The organism is Mesorhizobium sp. WSM4836 (genome assembly GCF_055811815.1).
Genome location: NZ_JBVVQF010000018.1, coordinates 21687 through 40776 on the forward strand (window position 1 = coordinate 21687; position 19090 = coordinate 40776).

Genomic DNA, 19090 nt, shown 5'->3' on the forward strand with positions numbered 1-19090 from the left:
AGGGACAGACGGAGACAGCTCTCGGGAGCCAGAACAGGGGATTTGAAATGGCACGTTTTGAAATGCTTGAAGCCGGCTTCGGCGCCATGGGGGCAACTGCCCAGGCCGATATTCTTTTCGAGTTGGGAATGATGTATGCGACCGGCCGCGATTGCGAGACCGATGTCGTCGCCGCCCACAAATGGTTCAACATCGCCGCGATCAAGGGCTCGGCCCGCGCCGCGGAACTGCGCTCTGAATTGTCGGCCGCCATGTCGAAGGTCGAGATCGCCAAGGCGCTGCGCGAAGCCCGCGAATGGATGACGATGCACTGAATTCGCCGGCATCGACTCCACGGGGGTACTGAGTTCATCACAGGGACGCTTCGGATCAAGGCCGCGCAGACGGCCGGGCCCGAGAAATCAAGGCCGCGCAAGACGGCTGGGCAAACAAGATGAGAACACGGCGGACGAGCCGTGCAATAAACTGGACAAAACAGGGAAGGCGAGCGGATCCTCACGCCGATGTGTTGGGGGAAGCTCGATGACAAAAGCCGCGACCGGCCGGAACAAGGCTGGCGCGGCTTTGTCTTTGGGACAGCGTTGCAGGCCCAATCGAGTGCCGGCGATGCGTCTAGACAGCCCCGGTGAAGGATGAAATTCTCCCGCCACTCTGGAAGAGGCGCGGCCGGGAGGGCCGCGCGAGAGTGGAGGAGTTATGGCACCATGAAGAAAATCAGTATTTTGAGCGCAGCCATATTTGGCCTGATGATGACCGCGCCGGTCGCCTTCGCCGATGACATCACCTTTTCGGTGGTCGGACCGATGACCGGTCAGCTTGCCACCATCGGCGATCAGTTCAAGCACGGAGCGCAAGCCGCTGCCGACGCGATCAACGCGGCCGGCGGCGTCGATGGCCGCCAGGTCAAACTCGACATCGAGGACGACCAGTGCGATCCGAAGCAGGCGGTTTCGGTCGCCAACCGCATCGTCGCCAATGGTGTCAAGTTCATCGACGGCCATGCCTGTTCGGGCTCCAGCATCCCGGCCTCTGCCGTCTATGCCGAAGCCGGCGCGCTGATGATGAGCCCGGCTTCGTCGAACCCGGTGCTGACCGATGCGGCGGCGAAGGCCGGCTGGCCGACGATCATGCGTCTCTACACGCGCGATGATGCGCAAGGCGCCTTCATCGGTCCGTGGATCGCCAAGAAATATACCGGCAAAAACGTCGTCATCCTGCATGACAAGAGCGCCTACGGACAGGGCGTAGCCGACGCCGTCAAGGCGACGATGAATGCGGGTGGTCTCAAGGAGGTCATGTATGAAGGCATCAACGCCGGTGAAAAGGATTACGCGGCGCTTGTCACCAAGCTCAAGGACCTGAAGCCTGACGTCGTCTATTTCGGCGGCTATCACCCCGAAGCCGGCCTCATCCTGCGCCAGTCGGCGGAACAGAACCTGAAGTATCAGCTGATCATGCCGGACTCGATAGCCACGCCGGAATTCTGGCAGGTTGCCGGTCCGGCCGGCGAAGGCACCATGTTCGTCTTCCCGTCGGATCCGCAGGCGAAACCCGAAGCCAAGGAAGCCATCGCCAAGATCAAGGCCGGCGGCTTCGTGCCGGAGGGCTTCACGCTGTTTTCCTATGCGGTGATCCAAGCCTTCGCCGAAGGCATCAAACGCGCCGGCAGCGACGATCCGGCAAAAGTCGCCGAGGCGTTGAAGAACGGCCAGCCGATCAGCACGGTTGTCGGTCCGGTCACCTTCGACGAGAAGGGCGACCTCAAGAACGCCAGCTACGACATCAACCGGTGGCACGACGGCAAATACGCGCCGATCCAGCCGTGATCGACGCGGCGCCGCAAGACGCGCTGTTGTAATCGAACATGGCCGGGGTCAAAACCCCGGCCATTTTGTATTGGCGACGCCTTTCTGGCGCGTTCGAGATCACTTCGTGGATAGGGAAACAGCAATCAGCTGGGTTCCTCGGCAAAGCGAACCAGCACGGTCCCGTCGGTGACCTGCGCGCCTTCGGCAGCAATCTCGGCGATAACCCCGTCATGGGGGGCGGCAATGGTGTGCTCCATCTTCATCGCCTCCAGGATCAGCAGCATCTGGCCCTTGACCACGGACTCGCCTTTGGCTGCACGCACCAATTTGACCAGGCCGGGCATTGGCGCGCGCAGGCTGCCGGAAGCGGCGGCGGCTTCGTCGGCTCGCGTCAGTGGATCCGGCACGGCAAAACCGTAGCCGATTGCGCCATCGAAGACCGTGACGTGCCCCGGCCAGCGGGCGACGCGAGGCGCCGCGCGAAGATCATGCGAATTGACGCTGTCATAGGGCGTATCCAGCGCCACCTCGAACCGTCCGTCCGGCCGCACCGATACGCGCGCGCCGATCTCCTGGTCGCCGAACTTCAGCAGCGTGCGCCGCGCTACAGCATGGAAATGCGCATAGCCGGCCAGCGACGACCAGGGATCGTCCGAAGACGGCAAGTCGCCCGCACCGGACGCGGCAAGTGCCGCGGCCGCGATCGTCTCGCCGCTCGGCGGCGAAACCGCCGTTAACGCCTGCTGATGCCTGGCGATCAGGCCGGTATCGACATCGCCCGCCGCAAAATCCGCATCAGCGGCCAGCGCGGCAAGAAAGCCAGTGTTGACCGTCGAGCCGGCGATCTCGGTCTGCGACAGCGCCGCGCCAAGTGCCGTGAGCGCCGCCCGCCTGTCCTTGCCATGGATGACCAGCTTGGCGATCATCGGATCGTAAAACGGCGAGATCGCATCACCGGCGCGCACACCGGTTTCGATGCGCAAGCTCGCACCTTCGGGCGCCGGTTGCGGAAATTTTAGATGGTGCAAGGTGCCGGTCGCCGGCAAAAACCCTCTTGCCGCGTCCTCGGCATAGATGCGCGCCTCGAAGGCGTGGCCGGAGAGCGCGATCTCGCTCTGCGTCTTCGGCAGTTTTTCGCCCGAGGCTACCCGCAACTGCCACTCGACCAGATCGACGCCGGTGACCATTTCGGTGACGGGATGCTCCACCTGCAGGCGGGTGTTCATTTCAATGAACCAGAAACGGTCGGCCTTCAGACCTTGCGAGGCATCGACGATGAACTCGATGGTACCGGCGCCGGAATAGTGAATTGCCTTGGCGGCTTTCACCGCCGCCTCGGTCATCGCCTTGCGCAGTGCCGGCGTCATGCCCGGGGCAGGCGCCTCCTCGATCACCTTCTGGTGGCGGCGTTGGGCCGAGCAGTCACGTTCGTAAAGATGCACGGCATTGCCGAAATTGTCACCAAACACCTGCACTTCGATGTGGCGCGGCTTGTCGACATACTTTTCCACCAAGACGCGGTCGTCACCGAACGCGGCTTTCGCCTCGCGCCGTGCGCCCGACAGTGCTTCCGAAAAATCATCGGGATGCTCGACACGCCGCATGCCCTTGCCGCCCCCGCCGGCGCGCGCCTTGATCAATACGGGGTAGCCGATCTCGCGCGCCTTGGAGGCGAGCAGCACGATCTCCTGCGCTTCGCCATGGTAGCCCGGAACGACAGGCACGCCAGCTTTTTCCATCAGCCGCTTGGCCGCGTCCTTCAATCCCATGGCACGGATCGAGGCCGCCGATGGCCCGATGAAGATCAGCCCGGCGGCCGCGACCTGGTCGACGAAATCAGGGTCTTCCGACAAAAAACCGTAGCCCGGATGAATGGCCTCGGCACCCATGGCAAGAGCCGCCGCGATGATCTTGTCGCCGCGCAGATAGCTTTCAGTGGCGGGAGAGGCGCCGATATGCACCGCTTCGTCCGCCATTTCGACATGCAAGGCGCGAGCGTCGGCGTCGGAATAGACGGCGACGCTGCGCACGCCTATTCGCCGCGCGGTGCGGATCACCCGGCAGGCGATCTCGCCACGGTTGGCGATCAGGATCTTGGCGAACATCGGGCCTCCCGGATTTGGCGCGGGCAGTCCCGGATCGGCGTTTGCACGTCTACTTCGAAGCCGCGACCTGACAGTTGCCGGCGGCTGCCACCTTGTGGTGCGCCCGTGCGCTCTGGCAGGATTTTATCGCCATGTCCTCTGCCGCTTTTTGCGACGATGCGTTGTAGTGGGCGCCGCACAGGACGTAACCGTCCCTGACCCGCACGAAAGACGTCGTTGCGTATGCAGAATGGCCGCTTGCAGCGACATAGGCCTTGTAGGCCTTGGTACACTCGTCTTTGGCGCTGCCAGGCAGAAGTGGGGAAAAGCGCTTGTCGCCTTCGCTTCCGGCCAGCGATCCCGCCGCGCCAATGCCTGGCGCAGCTAATATAAGTAACCCCGAAAGTATCGCCGCAGTAGTTTTTTGGAAAAGTTGCTGTTTCACCTTCGCCAAAGCCCCATTGAAGTTGAAAAACAGCAATAGCCACAATTTTTCTGTACGGCCAGTTCGATGATTGAAAATGCGTCGGCAGATCTCTCATGGCTGTGGATCACGCTCTGCCAGGGCTGCAATTTCCTGCCGGTACAGTTCGGCCGTCGGCTCGTCGAAGCAGCAGAAAATGACGGTTTCCGGAACGATGCTCTGGCCGATGAAGACGCTCACGGTCCCGACAGCAATTTGCGTCGCCTGATCCTTCGGATAGCGGTAGACGCCGGTCGAGATCGCTGGAAAGGCCACCGTCCGGCAGTCCTTTGCGGCGGCGATTTCGAGCGACCGGCGATAGCAGGAGGCGAGCAGTTCGGCTTCGCCTTTGCTGCCGCCTTGCCAGACCGGCCCGACCGTGTGGATGACATAGCGGGCGGGTAGCCTGTAGCCCTTGGTGATTTTTGCGTCTCCGACCTTGCAGCCATTCAAGGTCCGGCATTCTGCCAGAAGCTCGGGGCCGGCCGCGCGGTGAATGGCGCCGTCCACGCCGCCGCCGCCGAGAAGCGAGGTATTGGCGGCGTTGACGATGGCATCGACCGCCAGCTTGGTGATGTCGCCGGTGTGAACGCGAATCCTCTGGCCGGTTTCGCCCATCTCACATCCTGAACACGCCGAATTTTGTGTGCTCGATCTCGGCGTTGAGCGCGGCCGAAAGGCTGAGCGCCAGCACCTCGCGGGTCTTGGCCGGGTCGATGATGCCGTCGTCCCAGAGCCTTGCCGACGAATAGAGCGGATGGCCTTCATGCTCGTATTTCATCAGGATCGGCTTCTTGAATTTTGTCTCCTCCTCGGCGCTCCATTCGCCACCCTTGCGCTCAATGCCTTCGCGCTTGACGACGGCCAGCACCGTTGCCGCCTGCTCGCCGCCCATCACCGAAATGCGGGCATTCGGCCACATCCACAGAAAGCGTGGCGAATAGGCGCGTCCGCACATGCCGTAATTGCCCGCGCCGAACGAGCCGCCGATGATCATCGTTACTTTCGGCACCTTGGCGGTGGCGACCGCCATCACCAGCTTGGCGCCGTCCTTGGCAATGCCGCCGGCCTCGTATTTTCGTCCGACCATGAAGCCGGTGATGTTCTGCAGGAAGATCAGCGGGATCTTGCGCTGGCAGCACAGCTCGATGAAGTGCGCGCCCTTCAGCGCGCTTTCCGAAAACAGCACGCCATTGTTGGCGACGATGCCGACCGGCATGCCGCTGAGGTGGGCGAAGCCAGTGACCAGCGTGGTGCCGTAATTCTGCTTGAACTCATCGAACTCGGAGCCGTCGACGATGCGGGCGATCACCTCGCGCACGTCGTAAGGCTGACGCAGATCCGTCGGTACGATGCCGTAGAGTTCATGTGGATCGTGAAGCGGCGGAATCGATTTCTTCAAGGTCAGGCTTACAGTTTTGTTCCGATTCAGGTTTTTGACGAGACGCCGGCAAATTGCCAGCGCATGCTCGTCGTCGAGCGCATAGTGGTCGGCAACGCCGGAAAGCCTTGTGTGCACGTCGGCGCCACCCAGGTTCTCGGCGGTGACGTCCTCGCCGGTGGCCGCCTTCACCAGCGGCGGCCCGCCGAGAAAGATGGTTGCCTGGTTGCGCACCATGATTGTCTCGTCCGACATCGCAGGCACATAGGCGCCACCGGCCGTGCACGAACCCATGACGCAGGCGATCTGCGGAATGCCGGCGGCCGACATGTTGGCCTGGTTGTAGAAGATGCGGCCGAAATGATCGCGGTCGGGAAACACCTCGTCCTGATTGGGCAGATTGGCGCCGCCGCTGTCGACCAGATAGACGCAAGGCAGATTGTTCTGTAGCGCGATCTCCTGCGCACGCAGATGCTTCTTCACCGTCAGTGGATAATAGGTGCCGCCCTTCACCGTGGCGTCATTGACGACGACCATCACTTCGGTGCCTTCGACCCGGCCGATGCCGGCGATGAGGCCGGCCGAAGGGATGTCCTCGCCATACATCGACCATGCCGCGAACTGGCCGATTTCGAGGAAGGGCGAGCCCGTATCGAGCAATTGCGCGAGGCGTTGCCGCGGCAGGAGCTTGCCGCGCGAGACGTGCCGCTCACGCGCCTCTTCCGAGCCACCGCGCTCGATGGCGGCGGCTTTTTCAGCAATATCGGCGACCAGCGCCCGCATGCGCTCGGCATTGGCGCGGAAGGTGTCGGAGGCGGAGGAGATCTGCGAGGTGAGGGGAGCCATGGCGCTACCGGATCAGCTCGATCTTGCAGCCAACATCGAGGTCGCCCCAGTCGCGATCGGCGGTGACGGCAATGGCATTCTCGCGAATTGCCAACGCCAGGCAAGCCCGATCGCCCACCGACAAGTCGCGATGCCGGGTCAATTGGCGAAGCTGCCCGGCCGCGATGCCCATCGCGTCGTCGAAAACGGCGATCGGCATGCCGAGACTGGCGAGGTCGTCCGCGGCCTGTTCCATGCTGCGACCCTTGTCGATCAGCTTGGCGATGATTTCGGCCGCGTTGACTGAACTGCATTGTGCGTCCGGCGCGAACCCCACAGCATTGTCGGTGCCCTGCTCGTTGAGCAGGATTGCGAGCGCCGCCGAACTGTCCATGACGTAAGGCTTCATTTCGTGCGCTTTCCCGTTGTCCCTTCGGCGTGAAGCCGGTCGAGACGCTTGTCGCTTCGACTCTGCTCTTCCCGTCGCTCTTTCAGAAAATCGTCGACGACGCTTTCACCCGGCTGTTTCAGCGCTGACAATTCGGCCTGGACGCGTCGCAGATTCTGCAGCCACGATCTTACCCGCAGCTCGCCGTTTTCGACGTGAAGGATCATGTCCTCGCCAGGCTTCACGCCCATCTCCTCGCGCATGGCGGCAGGGATGACGAAGCGCCCGCCCTCGCCAAGCTTGACACGCTCGCGTTTCGCCGGAACCCGAAGCGGTGGTTTGCCGGCATCGAACTGTGCTTGCGGATCTTCTTCAAGTCCGGACTTTCCTGTTTTACCCGCCATGGTCCGTCTCGCCTGTATTGTGGCACATGTTCTGAAATATGCCACATCTTGCGGCTTCTGGCAAAATCTCAAAAGGATGCCATTAGGCGCCCTCCGCCATGATTTCCCGCCCGATCAGCCAGCGACGGATTTCGCTGGTGCCGGCACCGATCTCGTAGAGCTTGGCGTCGCGCAAAAGCCGGCCGGTCGGGTAGTCGTTGATGTAGCCGTTGCCGCCCAAAAGCTGGATGGCGTCGAGCGCCATCAGCGTCGCCTTTTCGGCGGCGAAGAGGATACAGCCGGCAGCATCCTTGCGGGCCGTCTCACCGCGATCGCAGGCGGCGGCTACGGCATAGACGTAGGCGCGCGCCGCGTTCATCGTCGCATACATGTCGGCGAGCTTGCCTTGCACCAGCTGGAATTCGCCGATCGGCTGGCCGAACTGCTTGCGTTCATGCACGTAAGGTATCGCCACGTCGAGGCACGCCGCCATCAGCCCGATCGGCCCGCCGGCCAGCACGGCGCGTTCGTAGTCGAGGCCCGACATCAGCACCTCGACGCCGCGCCCTTCCTCGTGCAGCACATTGTCGAACGGCACTTCGACATTCTCGAACACCAGCTCGCCGGTGTTCGAGCCGCGCATGCCGAGCTTATCGAGCTTTTGCGCCACCGAAAAACCGGCAAAGGCCTTTTCGACGATGAAAGCGGTAATGCCGCGCGAATGGAGTTCCGGATCGGTCTTGGCGTAGACGACCAGGGTCTCGGCATCCGGCCCGTTGGTGATCCACATTTTGGTGCCGTTGAGCACATAGCGGTCGTTGCGCTTTTCGGCGCGCAGGCGCAGCGACACGACATCGGAGCCGGCGCCCGATTCCGACATCGCCAGCGCGCCGACCTTTTCGCCGCTGCACAGCGAAGGCAGATATTTTTCCTTCTGCGCCTGCGTTGCCCAGCGGTTGATCTGGTTGACGCAGAGGTTGGAATGGGCGCCGTAGGAGAGGCCGACCGAGGCCGACGCGCGCGAAATCTCCTCCACCGCCACGACGTGGGCGAGGTAGCCCATGCCGCTGCCGCCGAAATCGGGATCGGCGGTGATGCCGAGCAGGCCAAGCCCGCCGAGTTCCGCCCACAGATGTGCCGGGAATTCGTTCGAGCGGTCGATTTCGGCGGTGATCGGCGCGATCTTTTCCTGGGCGAAGCGTCGCACCAGGTCGCGCAGCGCCTCGATGTCTTCGTCTAGCCCGAAGTTGAGCGTATGCGTGTACATGCCGTTCCTCCCGGCGCGCGACCCCGAAAATCGGGATCCTGCGCCAAATCAAATGCTACAGCGTCCTTGCGCGCTCGAATGGACGCACGGCGCCGTGGCTCGTTGTCGCGCCACCGTTCTTTGCTCCAACAAGGCGCATTGTCATTGCTAGATATGTAGCGGTGACTTCGGCGATCGACAGCCGTTCGCCCGGCCGGAACCAGACGATGACGCCGGTCATCATCTGGATCAGCGCCATGGCGGTGAGCCCGGTGTCTTCGATGCTGAATGAGCCCGCTTCGACGCCGTCGCGCAGGATGGCGCGCAGCTCCTTCTCGTAGGCCGTGCGCATGCGCACGATCTGCGTGAGTTTTTCATGTGACAGGCTCCGCAGCTCCATGTTCGAGACATGGGTGGAATGGCGGCGTTCGACATGGAAAGCGATGTGATTTTTTACATAGGCGGCAAGCCGCGCTGCCGGATCGGCGTCGACAGAGCGCGCCGCGCGCCATGCCTCGATCAAGCCTTCCATATGCTCGCGCATCAGCGTGAACAGAAGGTCCTGCTTGGTCGGGAAATAGCGGTAAAGTGCCGCTGCCTGGACGCCAACTTCGGCCGCCAGCTGGCGCATCGACATCGCCTCGTAGCCAAGGCGCGCAATCAGGCTGACCGCCGCCTCGCGGACCGCAGCTTCGGTCTTCTCTCCGTCGGAACCGGTCGTACGCGCCATGACAAGCCGCCCTTTTGACAGACAATAAAACAAACGTTCAATTAATTCAAGGGCCGAAGTATGTCCGGGTAAGGGCGTTGGCTTCAGGCTTGCTCTATCTGCACCCTGGAGATTTTTGTGCGATGGAAGCGAATGAGCAGGATCATGCCTTGCTAGGCAACAATCCTGAAACCCGCGGACATGTCGCGTGCCTCGATCTCCTCGACATCGACCTTCGATACCGCTGCTCCTGGCGGTCCTTGCCAAAGCCGTTCGATCATTGTCGAGACCGCCGCACCCGTCCCTGCAATCAAAGCTGTCACCGAGCCGTCAACTTCGTTGCGCACCCACCCGGCAAGGCCAAGTGCCGACGCCTCGCGCCGCGCCCAGACACGGTAGCTGACGCCTTGCACCTTGCCGTATATGCGTACCTGCACCGTCCGATGGGTCATCGCGCTCTCCATCCTCTGAGTCGAGTCTGGCGCATCGCCGTGCAAATTCAACCGCGCTGCCGCCGGTCAGCCACACAGGGCGAAGATGCTTCAATTCCCCCGCGCTGCTGCCAGTGCGCCGGGCAGTTCCTCGGCAAAGATGTCGAGCTCGTGGTCGAGGCCGATGCTGACCCGGATGCAGCGGTCGAGCACCGGGACCATCGGCTTGCGGATGAACACGTCGCGCGACAACAGCGCCTGCAGCACCTTCAGCGCGAAAGCGCCGTCGCGGCCGCTGTCGATGGTGACGAAATTGGTCGCCGAAGCCAGCGGCTTCAGCCCATTCGCCTCGGCTATTGCGGCAATGCGCCGGCGGCCGGCGGCGACGCGCGCCACCACGCTCTCCAGCCAAGCCTGATCGGCAAGCGCCTCGACACCGGCGATCTGCGCCATGCGGCTGACGCCGTAATGATTGCGGATCTTCTCGAAATCGCGAATCACCTGGGCCTCAGTCACCGCATAGCCGCAGCGTATGCCGGCCAGCCCATACGCCTTGGAGAAGGTGCGCATGCGGATGACGTTTGGCCGCGCCACATCGATCGGCGGCAGCGCTGAGGCTGGCCCTAATTCGCCATAGGCTTCGTCGAGCACCAGCATTGTGGTCTCCGGCAAGGCCTCGATGAAGCGCCTGATCTCGGCGGCTTCCCACCAACTGCCCATCGGATTGTCCGGATTGGACAGATAGACCAGTGGCGCCTTTTCCCTGGCCACTGCCGCCAGCAGGCCGTCCAGGTTTTCCCGATCGTTCTCGTAGGGCACCGCGACCAGCCGTCCGCCGACGCCGGCAACATGAAAGTTGAAGGTCGGATAGGCGCCGCGCGAGGTCACCACCGCATCGCCGGGCGCCACATACATGCGCGCCACCAGACTGAGCAGCCCGTCTATGCCTTCGCCGATGACAACATTTTTGGCGCTGACATTGAGATGCCTGGCCACGGCTACCTTCAAATCGTGATTGTCAGGGTCGCAATACATCCACATGTCGCCGGCAATCTCGGCCATGCGGCCGACGACGCGCGGCGACGGGCCAAAGCTGCTCTCATTGGCGCCGATGCGGGCGCGAAAGGCGCGGCTGCGATCACGCTCCTGCGCCTCCGGGCCGACAAACGGCACTGTGGAGGGAAGCGCGTCGATAAGTGGCGTAAGGGGAGGGCGCATGGCAAAGGCTCGTTCGAAAAGGGCCTTCTTGCTAGCCTGCCGGCTTGGCCTGCGCAAGTTCCCCCGCAGCCTTGCAATGTGGCAGCCGGCGAATGGCACACGAAAAAACCCGGCGGTTGCCCGCCGGGTTCGCTATTGGTCAGGTCGAACTTATTAGAACGAGCGCTGGAAGCGGAGGAGGCCGCCAATGCTGTCCTCGTCGTCGGCGCCCGTCCAGTTGGAGAAGCCGACGTCATCGAACTGGCCTGCGTGCAGGTAGTCGACTTCAGCCGTGATCGTCAGACCGGGAACGATATCGTAGGCGACGTTCGCCGCGATGCCGAGGTTTTCCCAATCGTCATAGGAAGCCTGCACGTTGAACGAGGTCTTCTCGTTGAACTTGTAGGTGCCGCCACCCCAGACTGCCCAGTTGCCGCCCCACTGCTTGTAGAAGCCGCGGCCACCAGCGTCGACGAAGTTGCCCGCGTCATCGAGGTTGTCGTCCGTGCCGTAGCCGGCCATGATGAACAGCGACAGCGCGTCGGTCGCGTTCACGTCGAGACGAACCTTGCCGGCCACTTCTTCGTAGTTGCTGTCATAGGCGATGACGCCGGTGACAGCGCCCCAGCCTTGCGTCCACTTCAAGCCGCCGACGACATGCGGAACGTAGCTGTCGATGGTCCCAACGCGGCCCGCGCCCTGCTCGAGCGAGGCCACGGCCGAGAAGCCGTTGCCGAAATCGAAGTAGTACTGGACGACGTTGGTGTCGAAATCGCCGTAAGGAACCAGCGTATCCTGGATGACGTTGCCGGCGTAGCCGATGAACGTGTTGAAGGCCGATTCGTCCTTACCGACGCGGAGACCACCGAGCTGGATCCAGGCGAAGTTCAGCGAGGTGCCCTTGTTTTCGGCGTCATTGAAGACAAAGGTCGTGACCGGTAGCAGCGGACCGGGGCCGTCCGGGTCGGTGGTTGTGCTGCTAACGTGACGGTTGCGGTTGCCGAAGTTGAAGCGGGTCTCGGTGTAGGTCTTCAAGGTGCCGAGTTCGGTTTCCTGCTGGGTCCAGGTCTTGAAGGTGGCGCGGGCGTTCTTGTAGTAGGTGTCCTGAATATCACCATCCTGGTGATCCCAATTCTCAGCACCGTCGAACGAGCCGACGTCGCCGATGCCGATATCGTAGCGGACATAGCCGCCGATGCGCAGGCAGGTCTCGGTGCCGGGGATGTAGAAGTAGCCAGCGCCGTAGACGTCGCAGATCTTGACGTATTCAGCGGGTTCCGGCTCGGCGACGACGACGGCGTCGGCGGCGCGCGCACCGGATACTGCGATCAGCGCCGCAGCGGAGCCGAGAAGCAGGCTCTTGATGTTCATTTTCTGACCTCCAGTCAAAAGTTAAAAAACGGGTCTGGGTATTCTTTGCTGAAGGACAGCGTTCCCTGCCCCATCCCCACTACCGAAAAAGATGCGCACCGCGCCGCTCCTTCAAACCCGACATTACCCATGAGGCGGCCGCGTTCAACCACGATCGTACCGGCAAAAGGTTTGTGATGGCGCTATCGCCGAGCGTTGTTGCACAAATGACACGATTTGGCCTCACTCCGAAAGCTCCCATTAACTATCGGGCCCCGGCAACCCCGCATCCCAGCCAATTCCGGCAAGGGCCCGCCCAAACTGTGACCACGCACCGACTCGCGGGACGGGGAATTGCCGCAGAATCGCCGCAAGCCCAAGGCGGCGCTTTGGCGAAAGCCCGATTTTTCAAGGATAATAGCGTCGGCTTGTTGATTGTGCCGACGCTTTTCTTTATCCACCGGCGCAACGGAGAGGTGGCCGAGTGGTCGAAGGCGCTCCCCTGCTAAGGGAGTAGAGGTCAAAAGCTTCTCGTGGGTTCGAATCCCATCCTCTCCGCCACCGCTCAAGTCGGTGCAGCACTGCCGAACAAATTCCTCCGGTCTCGAGTTTTACTTCCAACCGCCCCGCCGCTCCGCCCGATCGAGAAAACCAGCGATGCTGCCCGGCAGGCTGCCGGTCTCCAAAAACGGGGCATGCCCCTGGCCTTCCACGGTGATCGCCTCGATATCGGTATGGCGCGCCCGCATCTGCTCAAGTGTTTCGGCGGACAGCAGCTTCGAGTTGGCGCCGCGTATGACGAGCATCGGGACCGGCGCCAGCGCGTCGAACTGCGGCCACAGATCAGGCAGCGGCTGAGTGAGGTCTAGGCCCGCCAGCGTGTCGACCAGTTTCGGGTCGAAGTCGGGCAGAAACCCCTCCTCGGTCTCGCGATAGAGGGCTGACGCCATCCGCTCCCAATCCGCATTGGTCAGCGCCGGAAAATCCGCGCCATGGGTCCTGCGCAGGTCGCGGACCACCTCTGCGTACGCCTTCGGCCTGGGCGCGGGCTCGAGATAGGAGCGGATATGGGCGAGACATTGCGTCTCGATCACTGGGCCGATGTCATTGAAGACGATAGCCTTCAGCACGGCCGGCCGCATCGCCCCGAGCACATGGATGATCAGTCCGCCGCGTGACGTGCCGATGAAACCTGCCTCCTCGATGCCAAGTGCCGCCAATCCGGCAAGAATATCGCCCGCTTCGATGCCGATGTTGTAATGGCCGATATCGGCATCGTAGGCGGACTGCCCGCGCCCGCGATAGTCGAAGGCAATGATCTTGCGCTTCGCCTGCGTTGATAGATAAAGCGCCAATTCGTGAAAATCACGGCAATTGCGGGTCAGGCCGGGCAGGCAAACGACCGGCCAATGGCCGGAATTCGCTTTGCCATAGATGCGGACGTGCAGGGAAAGCCCATCCGGCGCGGCGTAGAAGAAATCGGAAAACCCGAGCGACATTTCGACTTGGTTTCCACTGGATTATTCTGGCGCGAGAATGCGAGCGCCGGCGGGACAGAGGGGGCGCGAAGGATCGCAGCCTGACTTGGCTTGAAGCCGGTCGTCACCCCCGGCCGTTCACCAGATCTCCGACAATATCGTACTTGCCGGAGATACGCATCTTGTAGACCTCGTAATTCTCCATCACGCGCTGAACGTAACTTCTTGTTTCCGTATAGGGAATCCGCTCGATCCAGTCGACGACGGCATCGATGTCCTTGCCGCGCGGATCGCCGTATTTCGCTACCCATTGGGCGGCTCGGGCGGGGCCGGCATTATAGCCGGCGAAGGTGAGCACGTAGGAGCCGTCGAAACGGCCGAGCTGCTCGCCGAGAAAGGCAGCGCCCAGCGTTGCATTGTAGCCGGCATCGCTGGTCAGCCGGGCCTGCGAGAAATTCATGCCGGCCTTCTTCGCCAATTGCTTGGCCGTGCCCGGCATTAGCTGCAGCAGCCCGCGCGCGCCGGCGCTGGAGACAGCGCCGACGTTGAACTCGCTTTCCTGGCGGGCAATCGCATAGGCCAGCGCCTTGCCCGAGCCGGAGAAGTTGGCGGTGTCGGGAATGACGCCAAGCGGATGCGACAGCGCGCCGACGTCGATGCCGCGGGCCCCGGCGATCTTGCCGACCTTCAGCGCCATGAAATGGTTGCCTTGTCTTTCCGCCAGCGCCGCAAGCAGCGCCAGTTCGCCGGGGCTGTTCAGCTGTCCGGCAAGGTCGCGGTAGAGCGTTTCGGCATAGCGGTCATAGCCAGCCTCCTGCAGCCGCTTGATGGCGCTGACCGCCTCGCGGGTGGCGAAATTCTGGCGCTCTGCGGCACTTGGCTGGGGGTAGACGATGTTGAGGGTGTGCCGGCCGACGCGTTCGCCGGCAAGCTGGCCGTAAAAGGTCGTGCCGTAGCTGGCGGCACGGCTGAAATAATCTTTGGCATTGCCGGGGCCGCCGAGCTCGGCGGCCCGGCCGAGCCAGTAATAGGCGCGCGACAGTGACATCGGGCCTTGGGCGAGCTCCGCGATTCGCGCAAAATGCTTGGCGGCGGTGCTCGGGTCGTTGAGGCCCCGCAGCGCGTACCAGCCTGCATGGAATTCCGCCTCGGCGGCATTGGCGGGACTTTCGGCGGCATGCGCGGCGACTGTTCTGTAGGCGGTCTTCATGTCGCCCCGGTCGACCAGCTCGCGCGACAGCACCCGGCGCTCGACCCACCAGGCGTCGGGATCGACCAGAGCGTCACGGTCGCCCGGCGCCTTCATCAGCAGCGCGGCGGCGTCGGAAAATTTCTGTTGCTTGCGCAGATGTTCGGCTTCGGCAAAGAGATAGCCGGCCGAGCGCTGCGGTGCCGGCACCGCCTTCAGCAGCTTGGCCGCGTTCTTGTCTCCTTTGGTGACCGCCGCCCAGGCCTCGGCCAATTGCTGGGCGCCGGCGAGACCGGCGACACGCAGCGCCGAAGCGACCCGGTCGGCATAAAACATGCGCTCCATGCGGAAGCGATGGTCGGCCGCAGGGATCAGTGCGCCGAACTCGCTGATGACTGCCACCTCGTCCCCGGCTTCTAGCTTTTCGGTGCGCCAGAATGGCGACAGCACCGAGCACGCTGCCTTGGTATCGCCCAGCGCCACATAGGAGCGGGCCAGGATCACCACGCCCTCGAAGGTCAGTGGCTGGCTGCCATTGAACGCCCGCACCACCCCCTGCGGAGCCGGGTTCTCGCGATAGAGCGCACGCTCGCTGTTCTTGCGCAAGGCGATCGTGCCCGGCCAGTTCGGCAGCATCTTGGCCGCATCGGCAATGTCGCCGCTCGGCACCTGGTCGCCGCCATAGAGCGCGATCGCCCAGGCAAGGATGTGCCGGTCGAGCGATTTGGCGGGCAGTGCCTCGCGCATCTGGCGCGCGCGCTGAATGTCGTTTGCCGCCAGCGCGTCAAGACCGCTCTTCAGCGCCGCGACGCTGGCGGACGGCGACTGCTGCAGCGCATCGTTCTGCGGCTCCGTCATCGGGATCGCCGCCGTGACCTGCACATCGACGCTGCCGCCGATCGCCGCACCGGGGATCAGCACAACGATCGCGCCGAGAAGCCCGAAAAGATGAGGCCGCCTGGTCGGCATGGATTTGGTCATTTCCTATTCTTCGATGCTGCAAACTGGCACAGATGGACTGAAGCCTATTCGTCTGTGATGAAGAGCCCGTAAAGAAAACCTTGTCGAGGTCGTTCGAATTGCAATTGCCGGCGCAATGCTTGCCGCGCAACAATGTCGAGACTATGGTGCGCCGCTTCGCTTTCGGCTAGAAGGCGCGCACGACAAACACCTACAGCGCCGCGCGTCTTCTCAGACGCGCAAAGGACGCTGTAGCAACTTAAATTTGGCGCATGATCCCCAGCGAAAATCGGCTGCGATTTTCGGGGTCATACGCTAGTCCCAAGGAGTTGGACGACATGCTGAGAGGCTCGCTGACCGCGCTCGTCACACCGTTCGAGAAGAGCGGCCGTTTCGACGAGAAAGCCTTTCGCGCGTTTATTGCCTGGCAGATCGCCGAAGGCACGACGGGCGTGGTCCCGGTCGGCACCACCGGCGAGTCGCCGACGCTGTCGCATGACGAGCACCGCCAAGTCGTCAAGGTCTGTATCGAGGTCGCAAAGGGCCGGGTTCCGGTCGTCGCCGGCGCCGGCTCCAACAACACCGAAGAGGCGGTCGGCCTGGTCCAGTATGCCGAAAAGGCGGGCGCCGACGCGGCCCTTGTCGTCACGCCCTATTACAACAGGCCGACGCAGCGCGGCCTGTATGCGCATTTCGCCGCCGTCGCCAAGGCGACCAGCCTGCCGATCATCATCTACAACATTCCGCCGCGCTCGGTGGTCGACATGAGCCCGGAGACGATGGGCCGGCTGGCCCACGACTTCAAGAACATCGTCGGCGTCAAGGACGCCACCGGCAAGGTCGAGCGGGTTTCGGAGCAGCGCGCCACATGCGGCAAGGATTTCATCCAGCTCTCCGGCGAAGACGCTTCGGCCCTCGGCTTCAACGCGCATGGCGGCGTCGGCTGCATCTCGGTGACATCGAACGTCGCACCGCGGCTCTGCGCCGAATTCCAGGAGGCGACGCTTTCCGGCGACAGTGCCAAGGCGCTCGACCTGCAGGACCGCCTGTTGCCGCTGCACAAGGCGATTTTCCTGGAACCCGGCGTTTCCGGCGCGAAATATGCGCTGTCGAAGCTGGGCAAGGTCGAGAACGTGCTGCGCTCGCCGCTAATGACGGTCGAGCCCTCGACGGCCGAGAAGATCGACGCGGCGATGAAGCACGCCGGCTTGATAAACTAGGGATGAGGCGCCACCTCTCCGCATCATGAATCAAGTCAGAAATGCCGATCCCAACAACAAGACCGTTGCGGAAAACCGCAAGGCGCGGTTTTCCTATGAGGTGCTAGACACGATCGAGGCCGGCCTGGTGCTGACCGGTACCGAAGTGAAGTCGCTGCGCCAGGGCCAGGCCAATATCCAGGACAGCTACGCCTCGGTTGAGGGCGGCGAGATCTGGCTGATCAACTCCTATTTGCCGGAATACCTGCAGGCCAACCGCTTCAACCACGAGCCGCGCCGCCGCCGCAAACTGCTGCTCAACAAGCGCGAGATGGCCAAGCTGGCGCAAAGCGTCGACCGCGAAGGCATGACGCTGGTGCCGCTGAAGATCTACTTCAACGACCAGGGCCGTGCCAAGCTGCTGCTCGCTGTTGGCCGCGGCAAGAAACTGCACGACAAGCGCGAGACTGAAAAGCAGCGCGACTGGTCGCGCGAGAAGGGCCGGCTGCTGAAGGAGCGAGGGTGAGGAGCGGTCCGCGAAGCGGACGAAAAGCCAATGATTTGGCTTTTCGAGCGACGAACGGCCGAAGCCGTTGCGGCGGGCAGGGCGGAACAACAGGGATAGGCCTCTGTTGAAAAACCGGATCGTCTTGTGGGGCGCGGCCGGTCTGCTCCTGGCGGGCCTCGTTCTGGCCGGCGGCTATACCTACTTCCAGACGTTTTCTCCGGACCGCGGCAGATATCCGGTCAGGGGCATCGATGTTTCCCATCATCAGCGGCAGATCGACTGGCGGCGTGTTGCCGCCGACGATGTGGCCTTCGCCGTGATCAAGGCGACTGAAGGCGGCGACCATGTCGACGATGCCTTCGCCGCCAATTTGCGCGCGGCCCGCGCCGCCGGCCTTGCCGTGGGTGCCTATCATTTCTTCACGTTCTGCAGGCCGGGTGCCGATCAGGCACGCAACTTCATCTCGGTGGTACCGCGCGATCGGCCTTTGCTGCCGCCGGTGGTAGATATCGAGTTCGGCGGCAATTGCCCGCAGCGGCCAACCCCCGAACAGCTGAGCGCCGAACTCTCCGCCTTCCTCGGCCCGGTCGAGGCGGCGTTCGGCAAGACGGCGATCCTCTATGTGACCGACGAGGCCGCGCAAGCCTATGCCGGGCAGCTAGCCGGCCGCCCGCGCTGGCTGCGTTCGCTGGCGCTGCGGCCAGGCCATGACGACTGGGTCTATTGGCAGTACCACAATCGGGGCCGCGTCGACGGCATTAGCGGCGATGTCGACCTGAATGTCCTCCAAGGCGGACTGGCGACGCTGGCCGCGTTGTTTGCCGCAGCGCCTGAAGCGACGTCATCGGATTGACGCTATTCCTGTCCAACGAGAGCACCCTCAGTGGCGCGAAAGACGGGACGACGAAACCTTCGCAAATACAGCTATTCATATCGCAGGCGGCGCCGTGCTAGGTACATTTGATGCCGGAGCGGCCTTCATTAACCAATGACAGCAACGCCCCGCCAGGTGCGACGGACGGCGGCGATCCCCGCCTGGCATTTGTCTACGCAGAGGCCGTGCGTGGTCTCCAGCACCAGCAGGGCGTGGTTGAAAGTCGCAATACGCGCGCTGGAAATCTGATTGTTGCGACCGCGTTCGCGAGTTCTCTCCTTGGAGGCAGGGCGCTCCTGGATGGCGTGGGGCCTTGGGACTGGCTGGCGCTGACATTGCTTTTTCTTATCGGGCTGCTGGTCGCGATTATGGTGTGGCCGTATTATAACTATACGTTCCGTTTCGATCCAGAGAAGCTGCTCCAGGACTTCGTCGATCAGCACCCTTCCGCAACCATGGACGGGATGCACCCAGCGCTTGCGCTGCGCATCAAATGCGACATGGCCAGCAATTGGCGGATCATCCAACGCCTGCGCGTCGCGCTGCAGCTTGCACTGTCTCTGTGGTTGCTGGATCTCCTGGCCTGGTTGTTTGCGATTGCCCGAATCTAGGGCTTG

Annotated in this window: 19 protein-coding genes and 1 tRNA gene; 7 read left to right on the forward strand and 13 right to left on the reverse strand. The window is 62.8% G+C overall.

Features of this window, described 5'->3' with window-relative positions:
- The first annotated feature begins 47 nt into the window (after positions 1-47).
- Both AC0L2P_RS20555 and AC0L2P_RS20560 read left to right on the forward strand, forming a co-directional pair.
- Positions 48-314, forward strand: a complete 267-nt coding sequence (locus tag AC0L2P_RS20555) for an SEL1-like repeat protein (RefSeq protein ID WP_010915070.1) — start codon at positions 48-50, stop codon at positions 312-314.
- A 390-nt stretch (positions 315-704) separates the two neighbouring features.
- A complete protein-coding gene (locus tag AC0L2P_RS20560) occupies positions 705-1826 on the forward strand; it encodes a branched-chain amino acid ABC transporter substrate-binding protein (protein WP_473503465.1) in 1122 nt (373 codons plus the stop codon).
- Between the two features lie 125 nt (positions 1827-1951).
- Here AC0L2P_RS20560 and AC0L2P_RS20565 read toward each other — a convergent pair whose 3' ends face one another.
- The 11 genes from AC0L2P_RS20565 to AC0L2P_RS20615 all read right to left on the reverse strand — a co-directional run bounded on the left by AC0L2P_RS20565 (position 1952) and on the right by AC0L2P_RS20615 (position 12286).
- The gene (locus tag AC0L2P_RS20565) at positions 1952-3913 is read right to left on the reverse strand and encodes an acetyl/propionyl/methylcrotonyl-CoA carboxylase subunit alpha (protein ID WP_473503467.1); all 1962 of its coding nucleotides are present in this window, start codon (positions 3911-3913) and stop codon (positions 1952-1954) included.
- Positions 3914-3962: 49 nt separating this feature from the next.
- The gene (locus tag AC0L2P_RS20570; protein ID WP_473503469.1) at positions 3963-4382 is read right to left on the reverse strand and encodes a hypothetical protein; all 420 of its coding nucleotides are present in this window, start codon (positions 4380-4382) and stop codon (positions 3963-3965) included.
- Between the two features lie 48 nt (positions 4383-4430).
- On the reverse strand, positions 4431-4973 hold the full coding sequence (locus AC0L2P_RS20575) for an O-acetyl-ADP-ribose deacetylase (RefSeq protein WP_473503471.1): 543 nt from the start codon (positions 4971-4973) through the stop codon (positions 4431-4433).
- A gap of 1 nt (position 4974) precedes the next feature.
- Positions 4975-6582: a carboxyl transferase domain-containing protein gene (locus AC0L2P_RS20580; protein ID WP_473503473.1), complete on the reverse strand. Its 1608-nt coding sequence runs from the start codon at positions 6580-6582 to the stop codon at positions 4975-4977.
- 4 nt (positions 6583-6586) lie between these two features.
- On the reverse strand, positions 6587-6970 hold the full coding sequence (locus tag AC0L2P_RS20585; protein WP_473503475.1) for a type II toxin-antitoxin system VapC family toxin: 384 nt from the start codon (positions 6968-6970) through the stop codon (positions 6587-6589).
- The gene (locus AC0L2P_RS20590; protein ID WP_473503477.1) at positions 6967-7353 is read right to left on the reverse strand and encodes an AbrB/MazE/SpoVT family DNA-binding domain-containing protein; all 387 of its coding nucleotides are present in this window, start codon (positions 7351-7353) and stop codon (positions 6967-6969) included. Before AC0L2P_RS20590 ends, AC0L2P_RS20585 begins: the two co-directional genes overlap by 4 nt.
- Positions 7354-7435: 82 nt before the next feature.
- A complete protein-coding gene (locus AC0L2P_RS20595) occupies positions 7436-8599 on the reverse strand; it encodes an isovaleryl-CoA dehydrogenase (RefSeq protein WP_473503479.1) in 1164 nt (387 codons plus the stop codon).
- A gap of 55 nt (positions 8600-8654) precedes the next feature.
- A complete protein-coding gene (locus AC0L2P_RS20600; protein WP_473503481.1) occupies positions 8655-9308 on the reverse strand; it encodes a TetR/AcrR family transcriptional regulator in 654 nt (217 codons plus the stop codon).
- A 152-nt stretch (positions 9309-9460) separates the two neighbouring features.
- Positions 9461-9739, reverse strand: coding sequence for an acylphosphatase (locus AC0L2P_RS20605; RefSeq protein WP_473503483.1), 279 nt, complete (start codon positions 9737-9739; stop codon positions 9461-9463).
- 90 nt (positions 9740-9829) lie between these two features.
- Positions 9830-10936 (reverse strand): pyridoxal phosphate-dependent aminotransferase, encoded by a 1107-nt coding sequence (locus AC0L2P_RS20610; protein ID WP_473503485.1) that lies wholly within the window; start codon positions 10934-10936, stop codon positions 9830-9832.
- 153 nt (positions 10937-11089) lie between these two features.
- Complete coding sequence (locus tag AC0L2P_RS20615) at positions 11090-12286, reverse strand: porin (RefSeq protein ID WP_473503487.1); 1197 nt, start codon at positions 12284-12286, stop codon at positions 11090-11092.
- A 449-nt stretch (positions 12287-12735) separates the two neighbouring features.
- Here AC0L2P_RS20615 and AC0L2P_RS20620 point away from each other — a divergent pair.
- Positions 12736-12826: transfer RNA gene (locus AC0L2P_RS20620), tRNA-Ser, on the forward strand.
- 50 nt (positions 12827-12876) lie between these two features.
- On the opposite strand, the gene AC0L2P_RS20625 is transcribed toward AC0L2P_RS20620, so the two are convergent.
- Together AC0L2P_RS20625 and AC0L2P_RS20630 are read right to left on the reverse strand one after the other, a co-directional pair.
- Complete coding sequence (locus AC0L2P_RS20625; RefSeq protein ID WP_473503489.1) at positions 12877-13764, reverse strand: alpha/beta fold hydrolase; 888 nt, start codon at positions 13762-13764, stop codon at positions 12877-12879.
- Positions 13765-13867: 103 nt separating this feature from the next.
- Complete coding sequence (locus tag AC0L2P_RS20630; protein ID WP_473503686.1) at positions 13868-15901, reverse strand: lytic transglycosylase domain-containing protein; 2034 nt, start codon at positions 15899-15901, stop codon at positions 13868-13870.
- Between the two features lie 329 nt (positions 15902-16230).
- On the opposite strand from AC0L2P_RS20630, the gene dapA reads away from it, so the two are divergent.
- The 4 genes from dapA (at position 16231) to AC0L2P_RS20650 (ending at position 19084) form a co-directional block, all read left to right on the forward strand.
- Entirely contained in the window at positions 16231-17112 is an 882-nt protein-coding gene (gene dapA, locus AC0L2P_RS20635) for a 4-hydroxy-tetrahydrodipicolinate synthase (protein WP_473503491.1), read from the forward strand.
- Positions 17113-17137: 25 nt separating this feature from the next.
- On the forward strand, positions 17138-17617 hold the full coding sequence (gene smpB, locus AC0L2P_RS20640; protein WP_473503492.1) for an SsrA-binding protein SmpB: 480 nt from the start codon (positions 17138-17140) through the stop codon (positions 17615-17617).
- Between the two features lie 106 nt (positions 17618-17723).
- Positions 17724-18452 carry a GH25 family lysozyme gene (locus AC0L2P_RS20645; RefSeq protein WP_473503494.1) on the forward strand — a complete coding sequence of 243 codons (729 nt, stop codon included), beginning with the start codon at positions 17724-17726 and terminating at the stop codon, positions 18450-18452.
- A 110-nt stretch (positions 18453-18562) separates the two neighbouring features.
- Positions 18563-19084, forward strand: a complete 522-nt coding sequence (locus tag AC0L2P_RS20650; RefSeq protein ID WP_473503496.1) for a hypothetical protein — start codon at positions 18563-18565, stop codon at positions 19082-19084.
- The last annotated feature ends 6 nt before the right edge of the window (positions 19085-19090 follow it).